The organism is Burkholderia sp. Bp8991, from assembly GCF_003853795.1.
Taxonomy (GTDB): domain Bacteria; phylum Pseudomonadota; class Gammaproteobacteria; order Burkholderiales; family Burkholderiaceae; genus Burkholderia.
The window spans coordinates 167,883-193,338 of the sequence record NZ_QTQJ01000005.1 but is presented as its reverse complement, the minus strand read 5'-3'; the positions used below and the strand labels follow the sequence as shown (position 1 = coordinate 193,338).

Annotated in this window: 18 protein-coding genes and 1 tRNA gene; 16 read left to right on the top strand and 3 right to left on the bottom strand. The window is 65.0% G+C overall.

Annotated features, from left to right (window positions below; translation table 11 throughout):
* Positions 1-72: 72 nt before the first annotated feature.
* Both DIE02_RS08095 and DIE02_RS08090 read left to right on the top strand, forming a co-directional pair.
* On the top strand, positions 73-1,407 hold the full coding sequence (locus DIE02_RS08095; protein WP_044845266.1) for an NAD(P)/FAD-dependent oxidoreductase: 1,335 nt from the start codon (positions 73-75) through the stop codon (positions 1,405-1,407).
* 438 nt (positions 1,408-1,845) lie between these two features.
* Positions 1,846-2,721 (top strand): dienelactone hydrolase family protein, encoded by an 876-nt coding sequence (locus DIE02_RS08090; RefSeq protein ID WP_124486431.1) that lies wholly within the window; start codon positions 1,846-1,848, stop codon positions 2,719-2,721.
* Positions 2,722-2,770: 49 nt separating this feature from the next.
* Here DIE02_RS08090 and DIE02_RS08085 read toward each other — a convergent pair whose 3' ends face one another.
* Both DIE02_RS08085 and DIE02_RS08080 read right to left on the bottom strand, forming a co-directional pair.
* A complete protein-coding gene (locus DIE02_RS08085; RefSeq protein WP_124486430.1) occupies positions 2,771-3,640 on the bottom strand; it encodes a sulfurtransferase in 870 nt (289 codons plus the stop codon).
* 116 nt (positions 3,641-3,756) lie between these two features.
* A complete protein-coding gene (locus tag DIE02_RS08080) occupies positions 3,757-4,863 on the bottom strand; it encodes an aromatic ring-hydroxylating dioxygenase subunit alpha (RefSeq protein ID WP_044845269.1) in 1,107 nt (368 codons plus the stop codon).
* A 270-nt stretch (positions 4,864-5,133) separates the two neighbouring features.
* Between DIE02_RS08080 and DIE02_RS08075 the strand changes: the two genes are divergently transcribed.
* The 4 genes from DIE02_RS08075 (at position 5,134) to folE2 (ending at position 9,257) form a co-directional block, all read left to right on the top strand.
* Positions 5,134-5,427: an exodeoxyribonuclease VII small subunit gene (locus DIE02_RS08075; RefSeq protein WP_044845270.1), complete on the top strand. Its 294-nt coding sequence runs from the start codon at positions 5,134-5,136 to the stop codon at positions 5,425-5,427.
* Positions 5,424-6,308 (top strand): polyprenyl synthetase family protein, encoded by an 885-nt coding sequence (locus DIE02_RS08070; RefSeq protein ID WP_124486429.1) that lies wholly within the window; start codon positions 5,424-5,426, stop codon positions 6,306-6,308. The genes DIE02_RS08075 and DIE02_RS08070 overlap by 4 nt, the downstream gene beginning before the upstream one ends.
* An 80-nt stretch (positions 6,309-6,388) precedes the next feature.
* Positions 6,389-8,293, top strand: a complete 1,905-nt coding sequence (dxs, locus tag DIE02_RS08065) for a 1-deoxy-D-xylulose-5-phosphate synthase (RefSeq protein ID WP_044845272.1) — start codon at positions 6,389-6,391, stop codon at positions 8,291-8,293.
* 154 nt (positions 8,294-8,447) lie between these two features.
* Positions 8,448-9,257, top strand: a complete 810-nt coding sequence (gene folE2, locus DIE02_RS08060) for a GTP cyclohydrolase FolE2 (protein WP_124486428.1) — start codon at positions 8,448-8,450, stop codon at positions 9,255-9,257.
* Positions 9,258-9,392: 135 nt separating this feature from the next.
* Here the strand turns inward: folE2 and tsaD are convergent, their stop codons facing one another.
* Positions 9,393-10,433, bottom strand: coding sequence for a tRNA (adenosine(37)-N6)-threonylcarbamoyltransferase complex transferase subunit TsaD (tsaD, locus tag DIE02_RS08055; RefSeq protein ID WP_124486427.1), 1,041 nt, complete (start codon positions 10,431-10,433; stop codon positions 9,393-9,395).
* 777 nt (positions 10,434-11,210) lie between these two features.
* Here tsaD and DIE02_RS08050 point away from each other — a divergent pair.
* The 10 genes from DIE02_RS08050 to DIE02_RS08000 all read left to right on the top strand — a co-directional run bounded on the left by DIE02_RS08050 (position 11,211) and on the right by DIE02_RS08000 (position 25,449).
* Positions 11,211-11,627, top strand: a complete 417-nt coding sequence (locus DIE02_RS08050) for a sulfocyanin-like copper-binding protein (RefSeq protein ID WP_124486426.1) — start codon at positions 11,211-11,213, stop codon at positions 11,625-11,627.
* Positions 11,628-11,862: 235 nt separating this feature from the next.
* Positions 11,863-12,939, top strand: coding sequence for a TIGR03118 family protein (locus tag DIE02_RS08045; RefSeq protein WP_124486425.1), 1,077 nt, complete (start codon positions 11,863-11,865; stop codon positions 12,937-12,939).
* 630 nt (positions 12,940-13,569) lie between these two features.
* Positions 13,570-14,790, top strand: coding sequence for an NAD(P)/FAD-dependent oxidoreductase (locus tag DIE02_RS08040; protein WP_124486424.1), 1,221 nt, complete (start codon positions 13,570-13,572; stop codon positions 14,788-14,790).
* 105 nt (positions 14,791-14,895) lie between these two features.
* The gene (gene rpsU, locus DIE02_RS08035) at positions 14,896-15,108 is read left to right on the top strand and encodes a 30S ribosomal protein S21 (protein ID WP_006479415.1); all 213 of its coding nucleotides are present in this window, start codon (positions 14,896-14,898) and stop codon (positions 15,106-15,108) included.
* Between the two features lie 185 nt (positions 15,109-15,293).
* The gene (locus DIE02_RS08030) at positions 15,294-15,740 is read left to right on the top strand and encodes a GatB/YqeY domain-containing protein (protein WP_059524656.1); all 447 of its coding nucleotides are present in this window, start codon (positions 15,294-15,296) and stop codon (positions 15,738-15,740) included.
* A 72-nt stretch (positions 15,741-15,812) separates the two neighbouring features.
* Positions 15,813-17,684: a DNA primase gene (dnaG, locus tag DIE02_RS08025; protein WP_124486423.1), complete on the top strand. Its 1,872-nt coding sequence runs from the start codon at positions 15,813-15,815 to the stop codon at positions 17,682-17,684.
* Between the two features lie 88 nt (positions 17,685-17,772).
* On the top strand, positions 17,773-20,190 hold the full coding sequence (gene rpoD, locus DIE02_RS08020; protein WP_124486422.1) for an RNA polymerase sigma factor RpoD: 2,418 nt from the start codon (positions 17,773-17,775) through the stop codon (positions 20,188-20,190).
* Between the two features lie 138 nt (positions 20,191-20,328).
* Positions 20,329-20,407 (top strand) — tRNA-Ile (locus DIE02_RS08015).
* Between the two features lie 630 nt (positions 20,408-21,037).
* Positions 21,038-23,488, top strand: coding sequence for a glucose/quinate/shikimate family membrane-bound PQQ-dependent dehydrogenase (locus tag DIE02_RS08010; protein WP_124486421.1), 2,451 nt, complete (start codon positions 21,038-21,040; stop codon positions 23,486-23,488).
* Between the two features lie 410 nt (positions 23,489-23,898).
* A complete protein-coding gene (locus DIE02_RS08000; protein WP_124486420.1) occupies positions 23,899-25,449 on the top strand; it encodes a phospholipase D family protein in 1,551 nt (516 codons plus the stop codon).
* Positions 25,450-25,456 lie beyond the last annotated feature (7 nt).

The following is a 25,456-nucleotide window of genomic DNA, read 5'->3' as shown; positions in this document are numbered from 1 at the left end:
AACGGGCGGCGCGAACGCATCGCGTCTGCCTCGTGCGGCGGCAGCAGTTTCGAATCGCAAAGGGGGAATCAGATGCATCGGATCATCATCGTAGGCGGCGGCGCAGGCGGCCTGGAACTGGCGACGCGGCTCGGCGACCGTTACGGCGCGCGCGGCAATCGTCCCGCACGTGCGCTCGTCACGCTCGTCGACCGCAATCCGACTCACATCTGGAAGCCGTTGCTGCACGAGGTCGCGGCCGGCAGCATGGACCCGTTCACGCAGGAGCTCGAATACGCGGCGCAGGCGCGCTGGCATGGCTTCGAGTTTCAGCAGGGCGAACTGACCGCGCTCGACCGCACGGCGAAGCGCATCACGCTGTCGCCCGTCAACGACAGCGACGGCGCGGAGCTGCTGCCGGCGCGCGACCTGGAATACGACACGCTCGTGATCGCGATCGGCAGCACGACGCACTTCTTCGGCGTGCAGGGCGCGGCCGAAAACGCGATCGCGCTCGATACGGTCGGCGAGGCCGAGCGCTTCCGCAAGCGCCTGATCGCCGCGTGCATGCGCGCCGAGCATCAGGCGCCGGCGCAGCCCGCGCCCGGGGCGGCGGCCGAACCGCGCATCCAGGTCGTGATCGTCGGTGGCGGCGCGACGGGCGTCGAGTTGTCCGCCGAGCTGCGCAATACCGCGCAGGTGCTGTCCGTCTACGGGCTGCACAAGCTCGACCCGCAGCACGACGTCGGCATCGTGCTGATCGAATCGGGGCCGCGGATTCTGCCCGCGCTGCAGGAGCGCGTATCGACGGCAACGGCCGAGCTGCTCGAAAAGCTCGGCGTGCGCTTGATGCTCGCCGAGCGCGTGACCGAAGTCGCGCCGGGTTTCGTGCACACCGCGAGCGGCAAGACGGTGCGTGCGGATCTCACGGTCTGGGCGGCCGGCATCAAGGCGCCGTCCGTGCTGTCGAATCTCGACGGCCTGCAGGTCAACAAGCTCGGCCAGCTCGACGTGCGCCGCACGCTGCAGACCTTCACCGACGACAACGTATTCGCGCTCGGCGATTGCGCGGCCTGCGTATGGCCCGGCAACGAGCGCAACGTGCCGCCGCGCGCGCAGGCGGCGCACCAGCAGGCGAGCTTCCTGCTGAAGGCGATCGGTTGCCGGCTCGACGGGCGTTCGCTGCCGGAATTCACGTATCGCGATTTCGGATCGCTCGTGTCGCTCGGTCATTTCAGCGCGGTCGGCAACCTGATGGGCGGGCTGATCGGCGGCAACATGCTGATCGAAGGGCTGTTCGCGCGCTTCATGTACATGTCGCTGTACCGGCTGCACATCGCGGCGCTGCACGGCTATCCGCGCATGATGCTCGATACGGTCGCGCATTGGCTGCGCCGCACGACGCTGCCGCGCGTCAAGCTGCACTGACGCGGCCGCACGTTCGTGCGCCGGGCGGGCAGGAAATGCGCATCGCGCGCATTTCCTGCCCGTTGTCGTTTCAAGTGCAGGGTGGTCGTGCGTTCGCGTGCCGGGCCTGTTTATTGCACATCTCTATTGCGCGTCGTTTCGTGCCGACCCGCAAGCATTCGAGCGCGTGAAGGCGCTTGCCGCATGTGCGCCGCGGATGAACTTGCCGGGCCGGATCGCGGTTGTCGATACCGTTACGGACGCCGCCGGATTACGCCTTCGTAATCGAGTCTTACACATCTGACAGTTGACGTGACAACGGATTATTGGGCATCTTGTGCGGGTTTCCGCTTGCGGCGGAGTGTCAACCGCCGCGACATCCGCGCCGTCCGCCGGCGCGATGCCCCGTCAGGTCCAAGCCATGACCGTGACGGCGGCGCCCAATCGAGGAGTGCATTCATGTTGAAACCCGAAGTCGACAGCCTGGTTCCCCGTGTTCCGTTCTCGCGCCGCAAGTTCATGCAGGCCGCGCTGGGCGGCACCTTCGCGGCGGCCGTGCTGCCCGTGTCGGCGCAGACGATCACGACCGACAGCGCCGGGCTGGACGTCGACACCATCGAGATCCGCTCGGGCGACGCGAGCATCCCCGCGTATCGCGCGCAGCCGGTCGGCAAGACGAACCTGCCGGTCGTCATCGTGATCCACGAGGTCTTCGGCGTGCATGCGCATATCGCCGACGTCTGCCGTCGCTTCGCGAAGCTCGGCTATCTCGCGATCGCGCCCGACCTGTTCGCGCGCCAGGGCGACGCGTCGAAGTATCCGACCATCCAGGCGCTCGTCGACAACATCGTCAACAAGGTGCCGGACCGTCAGGTCACCGAGGATCTCGATGCGACCGTCGCGTGGGCCGGCAAGAACGGCGGCGACCTGTCGCGTCTCGGCGTGACGGGATTCTGCTGGGGCGGCCGCCAGGCGTGGCTGTATGCGGAGCACAATCCGCACGTGCTGGCGGCCGTCGCGTGGTACGGGTTCGTCGAAGGCAAGACCGACGAGATGACACCGTTCAATCCGGTCGATCATGCGTCGTTGCTGAAGGTGCCGGTGCTCGGGCTGTACGGCGAGAAGGATACGAACATCACGCAGGCGGCGCTCGCGAACATGCGCAAGGCGATCCAGGCGAGCGATTCGAAGCTCGCGCGCCAATCGGAGATCGTCGTCTATCCGGATGCCGGTCATGCGTTCTTCGCCGATTACCGGCCGAGTTACGTGAAGGGCGATGCCGAGGACGGCTGGAAGCGCGCGATCGAGTGGTTCCACAAGTACGGCGTGATGTAAGCGACGAGGCGGCAGATGCCGTCGCCTCGTCGACGTGTCGCGCCGGTGCTTACGGGTTCGGGCCGGTCGCGATCGGCCGCGACGGATCGGCGCTCCATTCGCTCCACGAGCCCGGATACAGCGACGCACCGTGAAGCCCGGCGATCTCGAGCGCGAGTGCGTTGTGGCACGCGGTCACGCCGGATCCGCATTGCAGGATCGCGTTGTTCGGTTCGGTGCCGGCCAGCAGCGCGGTGAACGTCTCGCGCAGTTCGTGGCCGGTCTTGAAGCGGCCGTCGGCAGCCAGATTGTCCTTGAAGAACCGGTTGCGTGCGCCGGGAATATGGCCGCCGACACGATCGATCGTTTCGTTTTCGCCGCGATAGCGATCCGGCGCGCGCGCATCGATCACGACGCGCTGGGCCGACGTCACGTTCGCGAGCACGGCCGCCGCGTCGACCGTCGATTCGAGCGGGGCTGCCGCGCGGAAGTCGCCGGCGGCCGGGTGCGGCACGTCGGCGGTCAGCGGCTGGCCGGCTGCTTCCCATGCCTGCAGGCCGCCGTCGAGCACCGCGACGGAATCGTGCCCGAGCCAGCGCAGCAGCCACCACAGGCGCGCCGCATAGGCGCCGCCGTGTGCGTCATAGGCGACGACCTGCTGGCCCTGCTTGACGCCGCGGCTGGCGAGCAGCGTGGCGAGCGCGTCGCGGGTCGGCAGCGGATGGCGGCCGTTGGTGCCGGTCTTGCGGCCGGACAGGTCGCGGTCGAGATGGAGATACTGTGCGCCCGCGATATGGCCGGCAGCGTAGGCGGCTTCGCCTGCGCCCGGATCGGCGAGATCGAAGCGGCAGTCGAACACGGCAACGCTGCCCGGCGCCGCGGCCAGGCGCTCGGCGAGATTGGTTGCTGAGATGAGCGTGGTGTAGTGGGTATGTGGCATGACGGCTCCCTGGAGTGCAAACGGCCTGATACTCCAAGTCTAAACAAAAAAAGACGGGCCGGAACCCGTCTTTTCATATGCCGAATGCCGTGCGGCGCGCAAGCACCGCGCGCAGGTCAGAGATCGCCGAGATGGCGACGCAGGAACTCGTGGAAGTGCTGCATGCCGTCTTCCATCGGGCTCTGGTACGGGCCGACCTGCGATTCGCCGCGCGCCATCAGTGCACGGCGGCCTGCGTCCATCCGCATCGCGATTTCGTCGTCCTCGATGGCCGTTTCCATATAGGCGGCGCGCTCGGCCTCGACGAACTCGCGCTCGAACAGCGCGATTTCCTCGGGGTAGTAGAACTCGACGATGTTGGTCGTCTTCTGCGGGCCGCGCGGAATCAGCCACGACACGACGAGCACGTGCGGATACCATTCGATCATCAGGCCCGGGTAGTAGACCATCCAGATCGCGCCGAACTCCGGCGGCACGCCGTTGCGGAACTTGAGCACCTGCTCGTGCCAAGTCTTGTAGGTCGCGCTGCCCGGTTTCGCGAGCGCGTTGTGCACGCCGACCGTCTGCACGCTGTACCAGTCGCCGAACTCCCATTTGAGATCGTCGCACGACACGAAGCTGCCGAGGCCCGGGTGGAACGGGACGACGTGGTAATCCTCGAGGTAGACCTCGATGAACGTCTTCCAGTTGTAATCGCACTCGTGCACTTCGACGTGATCGAAGTGATACTCGGAGAAGTCGAAGTGATGCTTCGTGCCGAGGTTCGCGAGATCGCGCGCGACGTTGCGGCCTTCGGCCTCGAACAGCAGCCCCTGCCAGTTCTGCAGCGGGCTCTTGCCGAGGTTCAGGCACGGCTTGTCGGGGAAGTGCGGCGCGCCGAGCAGCTGGCCTTCCAGATCGTACGTCCAGCGGTGCAGCGGACACACGATGTTCTGCGTGTGGCCGCGCCCGTTCAGCATGATCGCCTGCCGGTGGCGGCACACGTTCGACAGCAGTTCGATCTGGTTCGCCGGGTTGCGGACCAGCACGCGGCCTTCCTTCTCGGACGGCAGCGCAAAATAATCCCCCGCCTCGGGCACCATCAACTCGTGCCCGACGTAACGAGGTCCTTTCTTGAAGAGGGTTTCGATCTCGCGCTCGAGCAGCGCCTCATCGAAGTATGCAGTGACTGGAAGCTGGCTGTGAGCCGACTTCAACTGAAGCGCATCGCTCAGATTGGACATTCCCACTCCCGGTGTTAGCGTGAAAGCAGTGAACAACCCAACCATCGAAAAATCGATTTAGGGAAACGCGGAATTATACCCGGTTCGCCTCGCAAGGCTAGGATTAAGTGCCTGATTTGTGTCAATTTTTTGTCCGGCGGCGATCGGGTGGCGCACAATGTGTGTCGAAGAAGGGGCCCGAATGCGTGCCAGGGTGCCAAGTCGGCAGGTCGGAAAATTCTCTTTTGCCGTAGAATGTCCGACTTGTTTTGAAATTTGACACCCTCGTCCATGGCGAAAACCGCATCCCAAGGCGCCACCCCGCCCGGCAATGGCACCGAACCGTTGCCGGACAACTATGAAACGGCGCTCGCGGAACTCGAGACGCTGGTTGCCCGGATGGAAGGCGGCACGTTGAGCCTCGAGGATTCGCTCGCTGCGTATCGCCGCGGTGCGACTCTCGTTGCGTTTTGCCAACAGCAGCTCGAGAAAGTGGAACAGCAGGTTCGCGTGCTCGACGGCGCGACGCTGAAGCCGCTTTCGTCCGGAACGGCCGCCACGGACGGCGAAGACGACGATCTATGACATTCGAACAATGGATGCGGTCCGTGCTCGACCGTGTCGAGGACGCACTCGACCACTATTTGCCGGCTGACAACGTGGTGCCCACGCAACTCCACGAAGCGATGCGCTACGCGGTCCTCGGCGGCGGCAAACGCGTTCGCCCGCTGCTGTGCCATGCAGCAGGCGAACTGACCGGCGCGACCGAAGCGGCGCGCAACGCGGCAGCGGCGGCGCTGGAGATGATCCACGTTTACTCGCTCGTGCACGACGACATGCCGTGCATGGACGACGACGCGCTGCGACGCGGCAAGCCGACCGTGCACGTGCAGTACGACGAGCCGACGGCGCTGCTGGTCGGCGATGCGCTGCAGTCGCAGGCTTTCGTCGCGCTGACCGACGCCGCCGCGCTGTCGCCGGTGCAGCAGGCCGCGCTCGTGCGCGAGCTGGCGCTGGCGAGCGGCTCGATCGGCATGGCCGGCGGGCAGGCGATCGACCTGGCGAGCGTCGGCCTCAAGCTGACGCGCGAGCAGCTCGAGACGATGCACCGGATGAAGACGGGCGCGCTGTTGCGCGCGGCCGTGCGGATGGGCGCGCTGGCGGGCGACACGCCGTCGGCGGAGGCGATGGCCGCGCTCGACGTCTACGCGGGGGCCGTGGGTCTGGCCTTCCAGGTCGTCGACGACATTCTCGACGTCACGACCGATTCGGCGACGCTCGGCAAGACGGCCGGCAAGGATGCGGCGAACGACAAGCCGACCTACGTATCGATCCTCGGCCTCGACGCGTCGCGTGAGCTCGCAGCCCAGCTGCGCGCCGAAGCGCATGATGCGCTGAAACCGTTCGGCGCACGCGCACAGCGTCTCGCCGAACTTGCCGACCTGGTGGTGAACCGGGTCAGCTGACGCGAAGCCCGCCGCTGCGCACACGCTACGGTGCGTGCAATAGAATGCGGGCGCGTTTGATTTCCTACAATGGAACGACGATGTACGACTTGCTGAAAACCATCGACGACCCGGCGGATCTGCGCCGCCTCGATCGTCGCCAACTCCAACCGCTCGCGGATGAACTGCGCGCGTTCGTGCTCGACAGCGTGTCGAAGACGGGCGGCCATCTGTCGTCCAACCTCGGGACGGTCGAGCTGACGATCGCGTTGCACTACGTGTTCAACACGCCGAACGACCGGATCGTCTGGGACGTGGGTCACCAGACCTACCCGCACAAGATCCTGACGGGCCGCCGCGACCAGATGCATTCGCTGCGCCAGTACGACGGCATCTCGGGTTTCCCGCGCCGCAGCGAGTCGGAATACGACACGTTCGGCACCGCGCACTCGAGCACGTCGATCTCGGCGGCGCTCGGGATGGCGATCGGCAGCCAGCTGAACGGCGACGACCGCTTCTCGATCGCGGTGATCGGCGACGGCGCAATGACGGCCGGCATGGCGTTCGAGGCGATGAACAACGCGGGCGTGTCGGAGGATGCGAAGCTGCTCGTGATCCTCAACGACAACGACATGTCGATTTCGCCGCCGGTCGGCGCACTGAACCGCCATCTCGCGCGCCTGATGTCGGGCCGCTTCTACGCGGCCGCGCGTGCGGGCGTCGAGCGCGTGCTGAGCGTGGCGCCGCCGGTGCTCGAACTCGCGCGCAAGCTCGAGGAGCACGCGAAGGGCATGGTCGTGCCGGCCACGCTGTTCGAGGAGTTCGGCTTCAACTACATCGGCCCGATCGACGGTCACGATCTCGATTCGCTGATCCCGACGCTGCAGAACATCCGCGAACTGCGCGGCCCGCAATTCCTGCACGTGGTGACGAAGAAAGGCCAGGGCTACAAGCTCGCCGAAGCGGATCCCGTGCTCTATCACGGCCCCGGCAAGTTCAACCCGGCGGAAGGCATCAAGCCGTCGGCCACGCCTGCGAAAAAGACTTATACGCAAGTATTCGGCGAATGGCTGTGCGATGAAGCCGAGCGCGATACGCGCGTCGTCGGCATCACGCCCGCGATGCGCGAAGGCTCGGGCATGGTCGAGTTCGAGAAGCGTTTCAAGGATCGCTACTACGACGTCGGCATCGCCGAGCAGCACGCGGTGACGTTCGCGGGCGGTCTCGCGACCGAAGGGCTGAAGCCCGTCGTCGCGATCTACTCGACGTTCCTGCAACGTGCGTACGACCAGCTGATCCACGACGTCGCGCTGCAGAACCTGCCGGTCGTGTTCGCGATCGACCGCGCGGGCCTCGTCGGCGCCGACGGCGCGACGCACGCGGGCGCATACGATCTCGCGTTCATGCGCTGCATCCCGAACATGACGATCATGGCCGCGTCCGACGAGGACGAGTGCCGCCAGATGCTGCACACGGCGCTGCAGCAGCCGAACCCGACCGCGGTGCGCTATCCGCGCGGCGCGGGCACCGGCGTGCCGACGGTGAAGGAATTCACCGAGATCCCGCTCGGCAAGGGTGAAGTGCGTCGCCGTACGTCGCAGCCGGAAGGCAAGCGCGTCGCGATCCTCGCGTTCGGCACGATGGTCGCGCCGTCGCTCGCGGCGGGCGAGGAGCTCGACGCCACGGTCGCGAACATGCGTTTCGTGAAGCCGGTCGATGCGGCGCTCGTGCGTGAACTCGCCGAGACGCACGACTACCTCGTCACGGTCGAGGAAGGCTGCGTGATGGGCGGTGCGGGCTCGGCCTGCGTCGAAGCCCTGATGGAGAGTGGGGTTATCCGACCCGTAATACAATTGGGCCTCCCTGACCAGTTCATCGATCACGGTGATCCCGCGAAGCTGCTGTCGCAATGCGGCCTCGACGGCGCGGGCATCGCGAAATCGATTCGCGAACGCTTCCTGAGCCCGGCGGCCGATGTCGCCGATCAGGCGAAGCGCGTCGCATAAGCTGGCGCCGCCTGCGGGCGGCGTCGGTGCGACTGGCGCAACCGGTCTACATTGATGCGGAAAACATGGGCCTGCGGGCCCATGTTGCTTTTCCGGCTGCCGCGTGACGCGGCGTGCGCGTCGTCGAACGCGCGGCTTACAAGGATTGAACAAGATGAACCAGATGAATCCCGCCTTCGTGATGCCCGACGTGCAGAGCACGGTGGATACCCGCCAGATTCCGATTCAGCGCGTGGGCGTGAAGGCGGTCCGGCATCCGTTGACGGTGTGCACCGAGAGCGGCGACGTGCAGCCGAGCGTCGGCGTCTGGAATCTCGACGTGCGCCTGCCTGCCGATCAGAAGGGCACGCACATGTCGCGCTTCGTCGCGCTGCTCGAAGAGAACCGTGCGCCGCTGACGGTCGAGCGCTTCCGCGCGATGCTCGCGTCGATGCTGGAGAAGCTGGAAGCCGAGGCCGGCCGCATCGAGGTCACGTTCCCGTACTTCGTGAACAAGACGGCGCCGGTGTCGGGCGTGCAGAGCCTGCTCGACTACGAAGTGACGCTCGCGGGCGAATGCCGCAACGGCGAAACGCGCCTGTTCCTGAAGGTGCTCGTGCCGGTGACGAGCCTGTGCCCGTGTTCGAAGAAGATTTCGCAGTACGGCGCGCACAACCAGCGCTCGCACGTGACGATCGATGCCGAACTCGCAGCCGACCTGCCGGTCGAGGCGCTGATCCGCATCGCGGAAGAAGAGGCGTCGTGCGAGCTGTGGGGCTTGCTGAAGCGTCCGGACGAGAAGTTCGTGACGGAGCGCGCATACGAAAACCCGAAGTTCGTCGAGGATCTGGTGCGCGACGTCGCGCAGCGTCTCGACGCGGACGAGCGCGTGATTGCCTACGTGCTCGAAGCCGAGAACTTCGAATCGATCCACAATCACAGCGCGTATGCGCTGATCGAGCGCGACAAGCGACACGCTGCGTAACGTCGGGGCACTGCGGCGCTGCGGCGCTGCGTCGACTTGCCGCTGCAATGAAGAAGCCGCTCGAATCGAGCGGCCTTCTTGTTTTCCGTCCGGCGCGTGCGGGTGTGCGAGCGACGTTGCGCAGCGCCGCGCGACTCAGCGTGCGAGCGACGCGAGATCCCAGCGTGGCTTCACCGTGAACGCGTAGTCCGCATTCGCCTGCTCGGGCCAGCGGCCGAGCCGCAGTGCGCCGGCGAGCGCGATCATTGCGCCGTTGTCGGTGCAGAGCGCGAGATCGGGGTAGTGCACGTCGAAGCCGCGCTTGGCCGCAGCGGCCGACAGCGCCGAGCGCAACTGGCGGTTCGCACCGACGCCGCCCGCGACCACAAGGCGCTTGAGCTTCGTCTTCTTGAGCGCGGCGAGCGATTTCGCGACGAGCACGTCGACGGCTGCGTCGACGAAGCCGCGCGCGAGATCGGCCTTCGCGCGCTCGAGCGCAACGCCCTCCAGCTTCGCCGCTTCGAACTTCTTCATCTGCGTGAGCACGGCCGTCTTCAGGCCGCTGAAGCTGAAGTCGAGATCGCCCGAATGCAGCATCGGGCGCGGCAGCACGACCGCGCCCGGCGTACCCGTTTCCGCGAGCTTCGACACTTCCGGGCCGCCCGGATAGCCGAGGCCGATCAGCTTCGCCGTCTTGTCGAACGCTTCGCCGGCCGCGTCGTCGAGCGTCTCGCCGAGCGTCTCGTACACGCCGACGTCGGTCACGCGCATCAGTTGCGTGTGGCCGCCCGACACCAGCAGCGCGATGAACGGGAACGGCGGCGGCTCGTCGACGAGCAGCGGCGACAGCAGGTGGCCTTCGAGGTGATGGATGCCGACGGTCGGCTTGTTCCATGCGAGCGCGAGCGCGTTCGCGATGCTCGCGCCGACCAGCAGCGCGCCGGCGAGGCCGGGGCCTTGCGTGAATGCGATCGCGTCGATGTCGTCGCGGCGCGTGCCGCTTTGCGCCATGACTTCCTCGAGCAGCGGCAGCGCGCGGCGGATGTGGTCGCGCGACGCGAGCTCGGGCACGACGCCGCCGTATTCGCGGTGCATCGCGATCTGCGAATGGAGCGCGTGCGCGAGCAGGCCGCGCTGCGTGTCGTAGAGCGCGAGGCCGGTTTCGTCGCAGGAGCTTTCGATGCCGAGAACGAGCATGGGTCAGGGCGGGGCGCGCTGCATCGAGCGCGCCGCAGGAAGGTAGACGTAACCGCAAATTATAGCAGGCGAGGGTCGATCGCCGCTTTGCGCGGCCCGGGCCGCAGGCCGGGCAGGTTCAACGCTTCTGTAACCTTCGTCGGGTCGGTTCACATGTCGAACAGGATGCTGCCGCTTCAACGCGGTTCCAATCCGCGCCGGTCGACGACGGATGGCTCTGTGGCGATAGACGTCAAGACTCTCGGCCGCGTTCTCGTGGAGGCTCGGAGTAGGCCATGTTCCAGATCGCCTCCCTGTACCGGGGAAGACGTATGAGTCGCGCGAGCGCACAAGCCGGCACACGACGGCCAGGTTGACGGCCGATGCAGCGCGTTTCCGGTGAAATCGAGCTGAAGCGAGTTGTCGGACACTTGCGCGACGGCATCGATCTTCACGCGTCGATGCCGCCGCCGATTTCGTCAGATGGCGAACAGCATCGCGGCAAAGGCTGCATGGAGCCAGCCAACATGTGCGAGTTGGCGGCTACGCACCTGCGTTGCACGGAACGACCATTGCAGGAAGACGGTGGCCAGTACCGTGATGAACGCGGCGAGAATGGACGGCGCCGCCCCTGCGCGGCTCCGGGAATAAGTGCCCCGATGCGTACGTTTAGGTATCGCGCGCCACCGAGAACGTTCATGCCGTCACACAGGCGGGGGTCTTGCGTGCTCGATGAATGGCGCACGCAGTCGCTCAACTCGCGGCAGACGCGACGCTTCAATGTCTATGGAGGGAGCCATGTATGCCATTTGCAGAGTCATCGTCGTCGCGGGCGCGGCCGTCCTTGGTGTGACGCCGCAGGCAAGCTGGGCGCAGCATACAGTCGACGCGACATTGCTATCCAACTCGATTCAGCTCAAGACGCACACCGTGAAGTCTGGTCGGGTCACGCTTGATGTCAAAAATGCCGCTGACAACAACATGGAACATGAGCTCGTCGTGCTCAAGACGGATCTGTCTGACGATGCGCTCCCTGTCAGAAAAGGAGAGGTAATGGAGCACAGGCTGGCGAAAATCGGGGAAGTCGAAGATATCGCGCCCGGCAGGAGCAAGCGTGTGTCATTCAAGCTCGCACCCGGCCACTACGTGCTGATCTGCAACAAGCCGGGGCACTATGAATCCGGCATGCACACAGTGCTTGTCGTGGCACCGTGAATTGCAACGCGGGCTTGCTCGAACAATGGCCGTCAACGACACGTGTCGATATGAGGAGACTTACGTGCATCGGCGTTCGGCTTGCGTCGAGAACTATGGATCGACATCGATCGGAGCGAGTTCGCCCGCTTCGGTGACCATGCTTCGAAAATTCATGATGCGCGGGCGAGACGGGCGGAATAAACGAGGTTGCCGATTCGTTTACTAGCTGCTCTTCCACGTTCGGAGTTCCATCATGAAACAGATCCATGCGGCGTTCGGTGCTGCGTTGTCGGCTGTCGTGCTGGCGAGCGTCGTGGCGTGTGGCGGCGGTTCGTCTCACGAGAGACAGTACGCGGTCAGTGCGCTGGTCTCCGACGGCGCCGTTCCGGCTGCGCATGTGGATGCCAAACTGAAGAATCCATGGGGCATTGCCTTCAATCCCAAGGGCTTCGTCTGGGTCGCGGATAACGGCACGCAGCACGCGACGCTTTACGATGGCAACGGCGTGCCGCAATCGCTCGTCGTGACGATCCCGCCCGGCACGAGCGGCGACCCCGCTCCGACTGGGATCGTGTTCAATGGCACGAATGACTTCATGGTGACCCAGGGCGCCAAATCGGGGCCTGCAGCGTTCATTTTCGTTGGCGAGGGCGGGACCATGACCGCATGGTCGCCCGCGGTCAACCCGACGTCGGCAATCACGGTGTTCGACAGCGGCGGCGCCGCCGTCTACAAGGGGCTCGCGATTGCCAGTAACAACGGGGCGAATTTCCTGTACGCGACGGACTTCCACAACAACCGGATCGACGTGTTCGACCGGAACTTCGCCAAAGTCACGCCAGTCGGCGCGTTTCAGGATCCCGCTTTACCTGCGGGATTCGCGCCATTCGGCATCCAGGCACTCGGCTCGAAACTGTTCGTCGCCTACGCGAAGCAGGATGCGGCAGCACATGATGACGTCAAGGGCGCAGGCTTCGGCGTGATAGATGTGTTCAGTCCGTCGGGACAATTCCTGCAGCGCTTCGCTACCGGCGGGTCGCTGAATGCACCGTGGGGTATGGCACTGGCTCCCGCGAATTTTGGACGCTTCAGCAACGCCGTCCTGATCGGCAACTTTGGCGATGGCATGATCCACGCGTTCGATGCGACTTCCGGGACCATGCTCGGGACCCTTGAGCACGCTGACGGCAGCGCAATCGTCGAGGCTGGACTGTGGGGCATCGCATTCGGGAATGGGCTCAACAGTCAGCCCACTAATACGCTGTTCTTCGCGGCCGGCACGAACGACGAAGCGGATGGTCTCTATGGCCGCATCGACGTGGGGCCGTGATCGCCAGGATGACCTCAGCAGCCAACTCAGGAGCGAGCCGCGCCGAGACTTGATCGGGCAGCCGAAATCCATAAGCGTCGGTTTGGCCAAATGTCACCTCATTCATCGATTGGGGCGGTCGATCTGCAGGGGCAAGTGAATTTTCGTAAGCGCCTCGCAGCTTCACAAGTGACCTCATTGACTCGCTCAACCTGCCGAGGCTGTGCGGAGCCAGTTCCAATGCGACCTTGACTTCCACTAAAAACAATCAAATACCGTGCGGTCAACGGAAAGAGAACAATCGCATCGTCCGAACCGAATCCGAGAGTGTCTCTGGACGGCAACCGTCCATGTTGTCCCAAAGCAGGATCGGGAACCCGGGATCGGGCCGGCTGCTGACGAGGAAGTCGCTGGTGGATGAGATCAGCCGCATTCAGGTTCTCCTGCCGACCAGCAAGGATGGGGGCCGTCGATTCACGGTTGCGAGCGCCACCTGCGAATCGAGGCTGCGCCACCATCCAAGCGTTGCGTTCTCCGCCGTCGCATGTATCATTCGCCCTTCCTCAAGATATTCATCAGTCGCCTACCTCTAAGTGGCTGATAAATATGCATAATTCCTAGCCTATGCAAAGTTCCTGAACAAACCGCGCCATGGAAACTTACGACATCGCCGTGATCGGCGCGGGCGCCGCCGGGATGATGAGCGCCGCGGTCGCCGGGCAACTCGGCCGCCGCGTGGTGCTGATCGACCATGCGCCGCGGCTCGCCGAGAAAATCCGCATCTCGGGCGGCGGCCGCTGCAACTTCACGAACCTCCATGCGGGTCCCGACAACTACCTGTCGTCGAATCCGCATTTCGCGCGCTCGGCGCTTGCGCGCTACACGCCGCGCGACTTCCTCGGGCTGCTCAAGCGCCACCACGTGACCTGGCACGAAAAGCACAAGGGGCAGCTCTTTTGCGATCACGGCAGCGACGCGGTCATCGACGTGCTGAAGCATGAATGCGACGCGGGCGGCATCGCCTGGCGCCGGCCGGTGGTGGTCGACGCGGTGCGCCACGCGCCGTCCGACGGCTTCACGCTCGACACGCAGCAGGCGGGGCCGATCCGCGCACGCGCGCTGATCGTCGCCACCGGCGGCCTGTCGATCCCGAAGATCGGTGCCACCGACTTCGGCTACCGGCTCGCGAAGCAGTTCGGCCACAAGCTCGTCGATACGCGGCCCGCGCTCGTGCCGCTCACCTTTGCGTCGCAGGACTGGGAGCCGTTCGCGGCGCTGTCCGGCGTGTCGCTCGAAGTGCGCGTGTCGACCGGCGACAAGAAGCGCGGCGGCGAATTCGTCGAGGACCTGCTGCTGACCCATCGCGGCCTGTCGGGCCCGGGCATCCTCCAGATCTCCAGCTACTGGCAGTCGGGCGACCCGATCCGTATCGACCTGCTGCCGCAGCGCGACGCGGTGGCCGACCTGCTCGACGCGAAGCACACGTCGAAGCGGCAGATCGGCTCGCTGCTCGCGGACTGGGTGCCGTCGCGCCTCGCCCACGTCTGGCTCGACACGCACCGCGTCGCGGCCGACGCGCGGCTCGCGGACCTGCCCGACAAGACGCTGCGCCAGATCGGCGACGCGCTGTCCGGCTGGACGCTGACACCGAACGGCACCGAGGGCTACAAGAAGGCCGAGGTGACGAAAGGGGGCGTCGATACGCGCGAACTGTCGTCGGCGACGATGATGAGCGCGCGGGTGCCGGGGCTGTTCTTCATCGGCGAGGCGGTGGACGTGACGGGCTGGCTCGGCGGTTACAACTTCCAGTGGGCATGGGCGTCCGGCACGGCGGCCGGGCAGGCTGCGGCGGAGTTCTCGCGCGGCGCCTGACACGGCTGCGCGCCCTGCCGTTGACGGGACCCGGCCCTTATGTCTTTGCACGACGCTCTGCTATACTCGTAAGTCTTCCCTGCAAACCTTTATTCGTGTCGGATCATGACGATCATTCGCGTTAAAGAAAACGAGCCGTTCGAAGTCGCCATGCGTCGCTTCAAGCGCACGATCGAGAAGAACGGTCTGCTGACCGAGCTTCGTGCGCGGGAGTTCTACGAAAAGCCGACCGCCGAGCGCAAGCGCAAGAAGGCTGCTGCGGTGAAGCGTCATTACAAGCGGATTCGCAGCCAGACGCTGCCGAAGAAGCTGTACTGAACGATTGAGCGCCGCGCGGTTCGCTGAGCGGCGCACCGGCGACCTCCGCACGATCGGCCTCGTTCCGGGGCCGCGAGTCGCCGATGCCGGATTCGAGCAACCCGCTTGAGACTTAGTCCCAAGCGGGTTTTTGTGTTGACGCCCGTTCGCGGGCGTCGAAGTCACGTTTCCATCCCGGGTGCAAGATGAGTTTGAAAGAGCAGATCAGCGAAGACATGAAGGCCGCGATGCGCGCGAAGGAAAGCGAGCGTCTGGCGACGATTCGCCTGCTGATGGCCGCGATCAAGCAGCGCGAGGTCGATGATCGGGTGACCCTCGACGACGCGGGCATCACCGCGGTGATCGACAAGATGATCAAGCAGCGCAAGGACTCGATCAGCCAGTTCGAGGCCGCCGGCCGCGACGATCTCGTCGCGAAGGAGCAGGCCGAACTGACGGTGCTGGGCGCCTACATGCCCGCGCAGCTGTCGGACGCCGAAGTGGCCGCCGAAGTCCAGGCCGCGGTCGCGGCAACCGGCGCAGCCGGCCCGCAGGACATGGGCAAGGTGATGGGCGTGCTGAAGGGCAAGCTCGCCGGCCGCGCCGACATGACGGCCGTTTCCGCGCAGGTCAAGGCCGCGCTGTCGAAGTAAAACCCGCTTCCCGGCGCGTCGCATGCGCGTGCGCCGGGGCGTCGTATTGTCTTTTTTTCGCTCGATCCCACGGTGATTCCGCATTCGTTCCTGCAGGATTTGCTGAACCGCGTCGATATCGTCGACGTGGTGGGCCGGTACGTGCAGCTCAAGAAGGGCGGCGCCAACTTCATGGGGTTGTGCCCGTTCCATAACGAGAAGAGCCCGTCGTTTACCGTCAGCCCGACCAAGCAGTTCTATCACTGCTTCGGCTGCGGCGCGCACGGCACGGCGATCGGCTTCCTGATGGAGCATGCGGGGCTCACGTTCCCGGAAGCCGTGCAGGAGCTCGCGCAGTCGGTCGGGCTGACCGTGCCGCACGAGCCGTCGATGCGCGGCGGCGGCGGTGGAGGCGGCGGCGACTATCCGGCGCCCGTGTCGAAATCGGTCGCGACCGCGCTGTCCGACGTGATGTCCGCCGCGTGCGACTACTACCGCAAGCAACTGCGTGGCGCGACCGTCGCGATCCAGTACCTGAAGAACCGGGGCCTGACCGGCGAGATCGCCGCGCGCTTCGGGCTCGGCTATGCGCCGGACGGCTGGCAGAACCTCGAAACGGCGTTCCCGGACTATCGCGACGACTCGCTCGTCGAATCGGGGCTCGTGATCGTCAGCGAGAAAACCGACGCGCAGGGTGTGGCGCGACGCTACGACCGGTTCCGCGAGCGGATCATGTTCCCGATCCGCAACGTGAAGGGGCAGGTGATCGGGTTCGGCGGACGCGTGCTCGGCAGCGGCGAGCCGAAGTACCTGAATTCGCCGGAAACGCCGCTGTTCAACAAGGGCAGCGAACTGTACGGGCTGTTCGAGGCGCGCCTCGCGATCCGCGAGCGCAAGTACGTGCTGGTCGTCGAAGGCTACATGGACGTCGTCGCGCTCGCCCAGCTCGGCTTCCCGAACGCGGTCGCGACGCTCGGCACGGCATGCACGCCGATCCACGTACAGAAGTTGCTGCGCCAGACCGACACGGTCATTTTCAGCTTCGACGGCGACTCGGCCGGCCGGCGCGCGGCGCGCCGCGCGCTCGAAGCGTGCCTGCCGCATGCGGCGGACAACCGGACGATCCGATTCCTTTTCCTGCCGGCCGAGCACGATCCGGACAGCTATGTACGCGAATTCGGTGCGGACGCGTTCTCCGAGCAGGTCGAGCGCGCGATGCCGCTGTCGCAATTTCTGTTGAACGAAGCAATCGCGGGCAAGGCGCTCGATCAGCCGGAAGGTCGCGCGAAGGCGCTGTTCGACGCGAAGCCGCTGTTGCAGGCGCTGCCGGCGAACGCGTTGCGCGCGCAGATCATGCACATGTTCGCCGACCGTCTCGATATCCCGTTCGAGGAAGTCGCGGGATTGTCGGACGTCGATGCGCGCATCGCGGCGCCGCCGCGCCAGGCGCCCGCGCGCAGCGAGCGGCGGCGCGTGACGGACAGCGAAAAGCGCGCGTTGCGCACGCTCGTGATGCATCCGCGGATCGCGTCGCAGCTCGACGACGAACAGCTTGCGACCCTGCGCGCGCTGCCGCGGATCGGCGAGCTGTTCGCCGAAGTCGTCGAGCATGCGCGTGCGCTGGGTGACGGCGCGGAGTTCCGGCTGCTGTCCGATGTCCTGCGGACCTCCTCGAACGGCGCGACTTACGAGGAAATCTTCCGCGAAATTCTGGACTATGATGAAAACGTCCGCGATTTGCTGTTACAGAATCCGGAAGACGAGACGGTGCCCGAGCGGCAGCGTGAACAGGAACGGATCGCGGGGGAGGAACTGCAGGCCGCGGTGCTCAAGATGCGCTATGACGCCTGCTGCGACCGGCTCGATCGGCTGGCGCGGCAATCGACCTTCACACCCGAGGAACTGGCCGAATTGACGGAATTGAACCAGCAGCGAACCGACATGAAACGTCGGCTCGGGCTGTAGGCGGCCGGGGCGCTGAGAGAGGGCGCCCCAGCGTGCTATAATATAAGGTTTCCAGCGGTTTGTTTTCTAAGCAGAGGCGAGATTCGCGATGGCAAAGACGACAGGCGGAAAGAAAGCAACAGGCAAGGGCTCGACGGAGCCGACCACCAAGGTCACAGCGGCCAAGTCTGCTTCTTCCACCAGGACAACGTCTTCAGCCACGTCAGCCCCTGCAGGAAAGAAAACCGCGGCCGGCACTGCTCAGGCTGCGCCGGCGCCGGCAGCCAGAACACGGGCTGCCGCCAGACCCGACTCCGGGCCGGCCCAGCCGGCGGCGAAGCGGGCAAGTGCGAAAAGCGCAAGGGACACGACTGCCGCCGCGGACGAAACGGCAGTACGTACTACTCATGCACCTACGGTTCAACCGGCTGTCGTCCAGCAGCCGCGAGTCGATATAGCCGGTACGGCGAACTCCATGACCAAAAAGCTGAACGAAGTATCCGTCGATGACGACGCAAATCAGAGCGACGAGCAGCCCGCAGCCGCGGCTGCCCCGGGCAAATCCAAGGTGCGCGATCGTCGCGCCAAGGAAAAGGCGCTGCTGAAGGAAGCGTTCGCGACGAGCACGCCCGGCACGGCCGAGGAGCTCGAAGAGCGCCGCGTGAAACTGCGCGCGCTGATCAAGCTCGGCAAGGAGCGCGGCTTCCTCACGTATGCCGAAATCAACGACCATCTGCCGGACAACTTCACCGAGACCGAAGCCCTCGAAGGCATCATCGGCACGTTCAACGACATGGGCGTGGCGGTTTACGAGCAGGCTCCGGACGCGGAAACGCTGCTCCTGAACGACAACGCGCCGGCCGCGTCGTCGGACGATGAAGTCGAGGAAGAAGCGGAAGTCGCGCTGTCGACCGTCGATTCGGAATTCGGCCGCACGACCGATCCGGTCCGGATGTACATGCGCGAGATGGGCACGGTCGAGCTGCTCACGCGCGAAGGCGAAATCGAGATCGCGAAGCGGATCGAGGACGGCCTGCGCCACATGGTGATGGCGATTTCCGCGTGCCCGACGACGATCGCCGACATCCTCGCGATGGCCGAGCGCGTCGCGAACGAAGAGATCCGCGTCGACGAGCTCGTCGACGGCCTGCTGGATCCGAATGCTTCGGACTCCGCCGATACGGACGGTTTCTCCGCGAAGGAAGCGGAAGCGATCGAGAACGAGGACGAGGAAGCCGAAGAGGAAGAGGAAGAAGAGGAAGAGGAGGAAGACGACGGTGCCGCTCAGGCGTCGGCCAATGCCGCCCAGCTCGAAGCCCTCAAGCGTGCCTCGCTCGACAAGTTCTCGCAGATCAGCGAGTGGTTCGACAAGATGCGCCGCGCGTTCGAGAAGGAAGGCTACAAGTCGAAGTCCTACCTGAAGGCGCAGGAAACGATCCAGACCGAACTGATGACGATCCGCTTCACCGCGCGTACCGTCGAGCGTCTGTGCGACACGCTGCGTGCGCAAGTGGACGAAGTGCGTCAGGTCGAGCGTCAGATCCTGCACATCGTCGTCGACAAGTGCGGCATGCCGCGTTCGGAATTCATCGCGCGCTTCCCCGGCAGCGAGACGGATCTCGACTGGGCCGAGAAGATCGCGGCCGAAGGCCATGCGTACAGCGCGGTCCTGTCGCGTAACGTTCCGGCGATCCGCGAGCAGCAGCAGCGTCTGATCGACCTGCAGGCGCGCGTCGTGCTGCCGCTGAAGGACCTGAAGGAAACCAACCGCCAGATGGCGGCCGGCGAACTGAAGGCGCGTCAGGCGAAGCGTGAAATGACCGAGGCGAACCTGCGTCTCGTGATCTCGATCGCGAAGAAGTACACGAACCGCGGCCTGCAGTTCCTCGACCTGATCCAGGAAGGCAACATCGGCCTGATGAAGGCGGTGGACAAGTTCGAATACCGTCGCGGCTACAAGTTCTCGACCTATGCGACGTGGTGGATCCGCCAGGCCATTACGCGTTCGATCGCGGACCAGGCGCGCACGATCCGTATTCCGGTTCACATGATCGAAACGATCAACAAGATGAACCGCATCTCGCGGCAGATCCTGCAGGAAACCGGTCTCGAGCCGGATCCGGCAACGCTCGCCGAGAAGATGGAGATGCCGGAAGACAAGATCCGCAAGATCATGAAGATCGCGAAGGAGCCGATCTCGATGGAAACGCCGATCGGTGACGACGACGATTCCCATCTCGGCGACTTCATCGAGGACAACAACACGGTCGCGCCGGCGGATGCCGCGCTGCATGCAAGCATGCGCGACGTCGTGAAGGACGTGCTCGATTCGCTGACGCCGCGTGAGGCGAAGGTTCTGCGGATGCGCTTCGGTATCGAGATGAGCACCGATCACACGCTCGAGGAAGTCGGCAAGCAGTTCGACGTTACCCGCGAGCGGATCCGTCAGATCGAGGCCAAGGCGCTGCGCAAGCTGCGTCACCCGAGCCGTTCCGACAAGCTGAAGTCGTTCCTCGAAGGGAACTGATTTCCAGCGTCTCACTTGCGAACGCCGCCGGTATCCGCGTGATGCCGGTGGCGTTTGTCCTCTTTAGCGGCTTTGTTGTTACAATGCCGGCCCGGCTTCGTTGCCGGGGTGGCGTGTAGCACAGGTTGCTTCCCGTCTGGGCCCCTAGCTCATGCTTGGTTAGAGCAGCGAACTCATAATTCGTTGGTGCCGGGTTCGACTCCCGGGGGGCCCACCAGATTCGCTTTGTTCGAGAGTTTCCACGCGGTGCAACCGACCGCGATTGGACGCGAAAAGCCGGCCCGGTGGGCCGGCTTTTTCGTTTCCGGGCTTCAACGCGTCGGATCCGGGCAATCCATGGCTCCGGACTACCCGAACGGGTAGGGACCGTTCGTGTTCCCCATCCCTAAACTGCCTTCCCGAAGATTTCGCGGCGAGCGATCGCTTGTCTGCGTATTCGACGACAGACCGGTGCGCATCGAAGCCGACCATCGGCATACGCAGGCGAGCTCGACGCACTCGCTACCACCTATAATCCGAGCAAGCGCGCCTCCTTGTACGGCACGGTCGCACACGTGGACAACAGCAAGAACGGTAAATTCCCGGTGTTTGCGACGGCTCGCGATTCCAGCTTCCAGCTCGCCGACCCGTCCGAACATGGACGAAGGGCAAACCGGCGCGTACGTCGGGATGATGCACGTCTTCTAAAGCAACAGGCCGTTTCGCGGAGCGTTTTCCGCACAGCCGGCCACTGCGGGCACAGCGCAGTGGCTGGACGACTCGCCGGTGTTCGCGCGGGCGAGCCTCGCCACAGGCATCGCGTGACAAGCGATGCTGGCGCCGTCCTCAAAAGAAGGTTGAGATCATCATGACCAGATCAAGCGAATCATCATCGCCGGGGTTCATCGGCGTCGTAACGCTCCTGTTTATCGCGCTTACATCGCTCTTTCTGCTGATAGGCGGCGCGTACTTGCTCTCGCTCGGTGGCTCGGCGTATTACGTCGTGACCGGCGTCGTGCTGCTGGCAGTGACGTGGCTGCTGTATCGCCGCAGTCCCACTGCGCTCGTGCTCTACGCGCTCGTGCTCGGGGGCACTGCCATCTGGTCGCTGTGGGAGTCGGGTCCCGACTTCTGGGCGCTCGCGCCGCGCTCGGGGGTGCTCGTCGTGTTCGGCGTGTGGTTGCTGCTGCTCGTGAGCTGGCGTCTCGACGCGCCACGCAAGTTCGGCGTGCAGTCGCTCGTCGGCGCGCTGGTGATCTGGGCGGGCGTGCTCGTGTACGCCTGCTTCAACGATCCGCAGACGGTCAATGGCACGATGGCTTCGTCTGTCGGTTCGCCCGCCGCGAACGCCAACGGCATCGACGCCTCGGACTGGCCCGCGTACGGCCGCACTCAGGAAGGCACGCGCTACGCGCCGCTGCAGCAGATCACGCGGGACAACGTGAAGAACCTGCAGGTGGCCTGGACGTTCCGCACGAACGACATGAAAGGCCCGAACGATCCGGGTGAAATCACCGACGAAGTCACGCCTATCAAGATCGGCAATCTGCTCTACCTGTGCTCGCCGCACCAGAAGCTCTTCGCGCTCGACGCACAGAGCGGCGCACTCAAGTGGACCTTCGATCCGAAGCTCAAGACCGATCCGTCGTTCCAGCACGTGACTTGCCGCGGCGTGTCGTATGTCGATCTGACGGCGAGCGCCGATGTATCGGCAACGGCTGTTCCGGCTAGCGACGCTGCTGCTTCGGCGCCGCAGGCCGCCGCACCGGCAAGCGACGCAGCCGTATCGGCTACGGGGGCGTGCTCGCGCCGTATCTACCTGCCGGTCAACGACGGCCACCTGTACGCGCTCGACGCACTGACAGGCGAGCGCTGCGCGGGCTTCGGCAGCAATGGCGACCTCGATCTCCAGCATGCCATGCCGGTCACCACGCCGGGTATGTACGAGCCCACTTCGCCGCCGGTCGTTACCAGCAAGGTGATCGTCGTAGCGGGCGCGGTGGAAGACAACTTCTCGAATCGGGAACCGTCGGGCGTGATCCGTGGTTACGACGTGCGCACGGGCCAGCTCATGTGGGCGTTCGATCCGGGCGCGAGTGATCCGAACCATATCCCGGGCCCGGACGAGCACTACACCTGGAACTCGCCGAACTCATGGGCGCCCGCCGCCTACGACGCGAAGCTCGACATCGTCTATCTGCCGATGGGCGTGCGTACGCCGGACATTTGGGGCGGCGACCGTACGCCGGAGATGGAGCGATACGCAAGCGGCCTGCTCGCGCTGCACGCGTCGACGGGCAAGCTGGCCTGGTTCTACCAGACCGCTCACCATGATCTGTGGGACATGGACATGCCGTCGCAGCCGACGCTCGCCGACATCACGACCAAGGACGGCAAGACCGTGCCGGTCGTGTACGGGCCGGCCAAGACCGGCAACCTGTTCGTGCTCGACCGCCGCACCGGCGAAACCGTCGTGCCGGCTCCGGAACTGCCGGTGCCGCAAGGCGCCGCGCCTGGCGACCGTACTTCGCCGACGCAGCCGTTCTCCGAACTCACGTTCCGTCCGAAGAACCTGCTCACGGACAAGGACATGTGGGGCGCGACGATGTACGACCAATTGGTCTGCCGCGTGATGTTCCACAAGCTGCGGTATGAAGGCACCTTCACGCCGCCGTCGCTGCAAGGCACGCTGGTGTTCCCGGGCAACCTGGGCATGTTCGAGTGGGGCGGCATTGCGCTCGACACCGATCGTCAGATCGCCATCGCCAACCCGATTGCGCTGCCGTTCGTGTCGCGTCTGATCCCACGCGGTCCGGGCAACCCGATCGAACCGGCATCGGGTGCCAAGGGGAGCGGTACGGAATCGGGTATCCAGCCGCAGTACGGCGTGCCGTTTGGCGTGACGCTGAACCCGTTCCTCTCGCCGCTTGGCCTGCCCTGCAAGCAACCGGCATGGGGCTACATCGCCGGTATCGATCTGAAGACCAACGAGATCGTCTGGAAGAAGCGTATCGGCACGGTGCGTGACAGCTCGCCGATCCCGCTGCCGTTCAAGATGGGGATGCCGATGCTGGGCGGCCCGATGATCACGGCCGGTGGTGTGGCGTTCATCGGCGCAACGGCGGACAACTACATCCGCGCGTTCGACGTGAACAACGGCAAGCAACTCTGGGAAGCCCGCCTGCCGGCAGGCGGCCAGGCCACGCCGATGAGCTACTCGATCAACGGCAAGCAGTACGTCGTGATCGCCGCAGGCGGCCACGGCTCCTTCGGCACGAAGCTCGGCGATTACGTGATCGCTTACGCGCTGCCGAACTAACACGCGTTGCTGTTCGCACGGAGCGCCGGACAGAGGTATCGCTGCGCACGGTCCGATCCCCGAAACGGCATGCGTGGCATGCCGCTTTTTTTCCCGCTTTCTGGCGACTCTTTGGCCTTCGGCAAAATCTCGAAACCCGTGACGCCGCAAGGCCTCGCGGGTTTTTCTTTTGCGCGCCGCCTGAACGTGGCGAACGTGTCGAACGTGTTCACGTCCGTGTCGCATGTCGTATCGCCGCCACCGGGAAACACGGAGCGCGTGCCGTCCCGATGTCAATCGAAGTATGCTGTGGCGCGACCGGCGCGCGCGCTCGGGATTCGTCCAGCGCGCGGACCGGGGATCCGCGCCGCGCCCCGTCCGGCAGCCAGAACAAACACAAACAGACTTCGCCCGACCGTGGGGTGGCCATCATGATCATGTTGCGTTCGTGGAGTGCGATTCTTGCGTTGCTGATGCTTGCCGCGTGCGCCAGCCTGCCGCCGCAGGCTGATCGTGCGCCGACGCATGCGTTCTCCGATACCGAGAACACGCGCCTCGGCGCGGCGTTCCGCCAGCAGGCCGCCACCCATCCCGGGCAGGATGCGTTTCATCTGCTGCGCGACCCGGTCGATGCGCTCGACGCGCGCGTGCTGCTCGCCGATCGCGCGGACCGCTCGCTGGACCTTCAGTACTACATCTGGCACGACGACCTGACCGGACACGAGCTCGCGGATGCGATCATCCGCGCGGCCGATCGCGGGGTCCGCGTGCGCGCGCTGCTCGACGATCTCGGGACGAACGCGGACGACCGCAAGCTGCTCGAGATCAGCTCGCATCCGAACATCGAGATCCGGCTCTTCAATCCGGTCGCCACGCGCCACTTCAAGAAGATCGGCACGGTGCTCGAGTTCTCGCGGGTCAACCGGCGCATGCACAACAAGGCGATGATCGCGGACAACCAGGCGGCGATCGTCGGCGGCCGCAATATCGGCGACGAGTACTTCGGCGCGTCGTCGATGCTGGAGTTCGGCGATCTCGACGTGGTCGTGCACGGCCCGGTCGTGAACGACATCTCGACCGAATTCGATACGTTCTGGAATTCGCCGTATGCATATCCGGTCGATGCGCTGGTCGGGCACGACGCGGCGCCCGGCGGCCTCGACCGGGAGCGCGAACGGCTGCGCGATTACCTGCGCGCGATGGAGGACAATCCGTACGTGCTCGAAGCGCGGCAACGGCTCGACCAGATCGTGCACGGGCAGGGGACCGAGCTGTCGTGGGGGCAGGCGACGGTCCTGTACGACGATCCGGCGAAGATCGCGCGCTCGCCGAAGGACAGCGACGGGCACCTGATGCCGCAATTGCGCGCACTCGCGCTGCGGCCCGAGCAGGAGCTGCTGATCGTGTCGCCGTACTTCGTGCCGGGCAAGGACATGGTCGAACGGCTGCGTGCGCTCACGGCGCGCGGCGTCCGAGTGACGATCCTGACCAACTCGCTCGCATCGACCGACGTCGCGGCCGTGCATGCCGGCTACAGGCGCTATCGGCGCGATCTCGTCGAAGCCGGCGTGCGGCTTTACGAGCGACGCCCGTCCGGCGACAAGAGCATCTCGAAGCAGGTCATCATCGGCTCGTCGCGCGCATCGCTGCATGCGAAGACGTATGTGTTCGATCGCAAGAGCATCTTCATCGGGTCGATGAATCTCGACCCGCGCTCGCTGAACCTCAATACCGAGATCGGCGTTTACTGCGAGAGCCCGGCGATTGCATCCGAAGTCGCGATGGATCTGGAGCCGCGGCTCGATCGAATCGCGTGGCGCATCGAGTTGCGGACCGATCCGGCCGGGAAAGGGCGCCTCAAGTGGATTCAGACCGACGCGGACGGGAAGGTGACCGAACTCGATCACGAACCGGAAGTGTCGGCGGCGCGGCGCATGGAAGTGTGGTTTCTCGGCTTGTTTCCGATCGAATCGCAGCTGTGATTTCGCC